The sequence below is a fragment of the Shewanella sp. SG44-6 genome, from assembly GCF_014164185.1.
In the GTDB taxonomy this organism is placed as follows: domain Bacteria; phylum Pseudomonadota; class Gammaproteobacteria; order Enterobacterales; family Shewanellaceae; genus Shewanella; species Shewanella vesiculosa.
In genome coordinates this window covers 1-2,202 of record NZ_JACJER010000245.1, presented here as the reverse complement: position 1 = coordinate 2,202, position 2,202 = coordinate 1, and the positions used below count along the sequence as shown (strand labels likewise).

Genomic DNA, 2,202 nt, shown 5'->3' with positions numbered 1-2,202 from the left:
TCATTACCTTGATAGAAGCTATATGAGCGTGAATTGTTGTAGCACGAGCAATCGATACTGACAGCTTTGAGTGCTTTATTACCGATATTGCGATCAATTCTTTTAAAATCAATCAGTTTATTCAACAAATGTCGTAATGGCTGATTATCGAGTAGGCTGCCAGCATCCGGGTTTACTTTATCGTCTTGGAGGCCTTTAATTGCCATTTTCCCCAAATGCCTCAACACTTGCGCAATAGATGCCCGATAAACCTGATGGGTTTCAAAATGGCGCCACACCCAATCCAGTTTTTTTATGCCTAAATGGAAGCAAGATGCGTGGGTGGCCAGGGACGTTGCATTAATGGCTCCAGCGGATGTACCGCAAATTATATCAAATGGAACATTATGGTTGCGGGGATAAAACTGTACTAGGGCTTTTAATACCCCTATTTGATATGCCGCTCTAGCACCACCACCACCTAATACCAATGCTGTTGATATTGACAAGCTTTATCCCTTAATCTTTTTGATGGACGAATTTCTAGTATGAGTGGTTTTAATGTTATATACCAGTTGTCAATAAGTCGACTATGCTATTTATTGTCTATACTTTAATCTGCTTAAAACATTCGCCATAAGACATAACGATGAGTATTTATTGCATAAAAAAATATCCAGATTAATACTAGATAAGATCTAAGGTGTTTTTTTGCTCGTATATGTATTATTAATGTTAACTACACGTCATGATTAATGATGTTTTTATGGTCTAAGATGTTGATTTTGAAAATGGCCACTCGTTGATTTTTAGCTAGTATTCAATTGGTAATTCAATTTTAAGGATGGCATGTGGCACTGTTTAAGACAAAATCAGAAGTATCGGTTGATAACGATTCAATCAATAAGGCTATCAGACTTTCGCCTTGGAAAATTGCTATTATCGATGATGAAATTGGCATCCATGATGTGACTAAGTTTGCCTTGGGTCATTTCGAATTTGACGGTAAAAAGCTCGCTTTCTACTCCAGCTTTACTGCTAAAGAGGGCTTTGCTTTACTACGTGATGAGCCTGATATCGCACTCGCATTTATCGATGTGGTGATGGAAAATGACCATGCGGGGCTTGATTTAGTTGAGCGCATCCGTAATGAGTTAAACAACCACAGCACGCGGATTATTCTCCGAACAGGGCAGCCAGGTTGTGCACCAGAAGAAAGGGTCATTAGAGAGTTTGATATCAATGACTACAAGGCTAAAACTGAGCTAACTTCGACTAAGCTTAAATCATGTGTTTATACATCGTTACGCTCATATCGAGATATTAAAACGATTGAACAAAGTCAGCGAGGGATGGAGAAAGTTATTCAAGCTTCTTCATCTGTCTTGTTAAGTCATACCCTGCATAATTTCGGTAGCGCAGTTCTCGAGCAGACATTGCAATTGCTTAATTTAAGTAATTCTGCGCTATACTTGACCAGTTTTCGCGAAGACTTGTATCAAGATACTCAGATGAATTTACTTGCGGCAACAGGCAGTCTGGTCAGTTATCGTGAGATAGATAATGTCGAATCACTGCCCGGTGAAGTTAAAGAGTATATTATTGAAGCCATCACCTTAGGCAAGTCGGTTATTCATGACAATATTTATGTGGGATTTTATAAATTTGGCCTAGATGTCACGAGTATCTTATATCTGCAACATGATACCGAATTAACCCCTTTGCAAGTCAGAATACTAGAATTATTTGCCGCCAATGTCAGCCTGACTTTTGAAAACCTTTCTAGCAAAGAAAATGTCCAACAAACCCAGCGTGAGCTAATCCTCATTATTGGTGATGCCATTGAGCAGCGCAGTAAAGAAACCGGTGCCCATGTAAGGCGTGTCGCTGTGATGAGCGAAATGTTAGCTCAATATGTTGGCATGAGTGATGATTTTGTTGAAACAATTCGTTATGCAGCTCCGTTGCATGATGTGGGTAAAATCGGTATTCCTGAGAGCATTCTCCATAAACCCGCTAAATTGACTCCAGATGAATGGGAAATAATGAAAACTCATGCAGAAAAGGGTTATGCCTTGCTTGCTGCATCAAACCGTATTATTGCCAAAATGGGTGCGAGAATAGCCTACACCCACCATGAACGCTGGGATGGTAAGGGCTACCCTCGTGGCTTAGTGGGTAATGAGATACCTATTGAAGGTCGAATCATGGCTATCGTTGATG

General features: G+C 39.9%; 2 protein-coding genes. One reads left to right on the top strand and one right to left on the bottom strand.

Annotation, left to right across the window (positions count from 1 at the left end):
* Window positions 1-488, bottom strand: a 488-nt coding sequence (locus tag H5185_RS21785; RefSeq protein ID WP_182743221.1) for a patatin-like phospholipase family protein, incomplete at its 3' end; no start/stop codon positions are given.
* Between the two features lie 342 nt (window positions 489-830).
* Here H5185_RS21785 and H5185_RS21780 point away from each other — a divergent pair.
* On the top strand, window positions 831-2,202 hold a 1,372-nt coding region (locus tag H5185_RS21780; RefSeq protein WP_182743219.1), incomplete at its 3' end, for a DUF3369 domain-containing protein.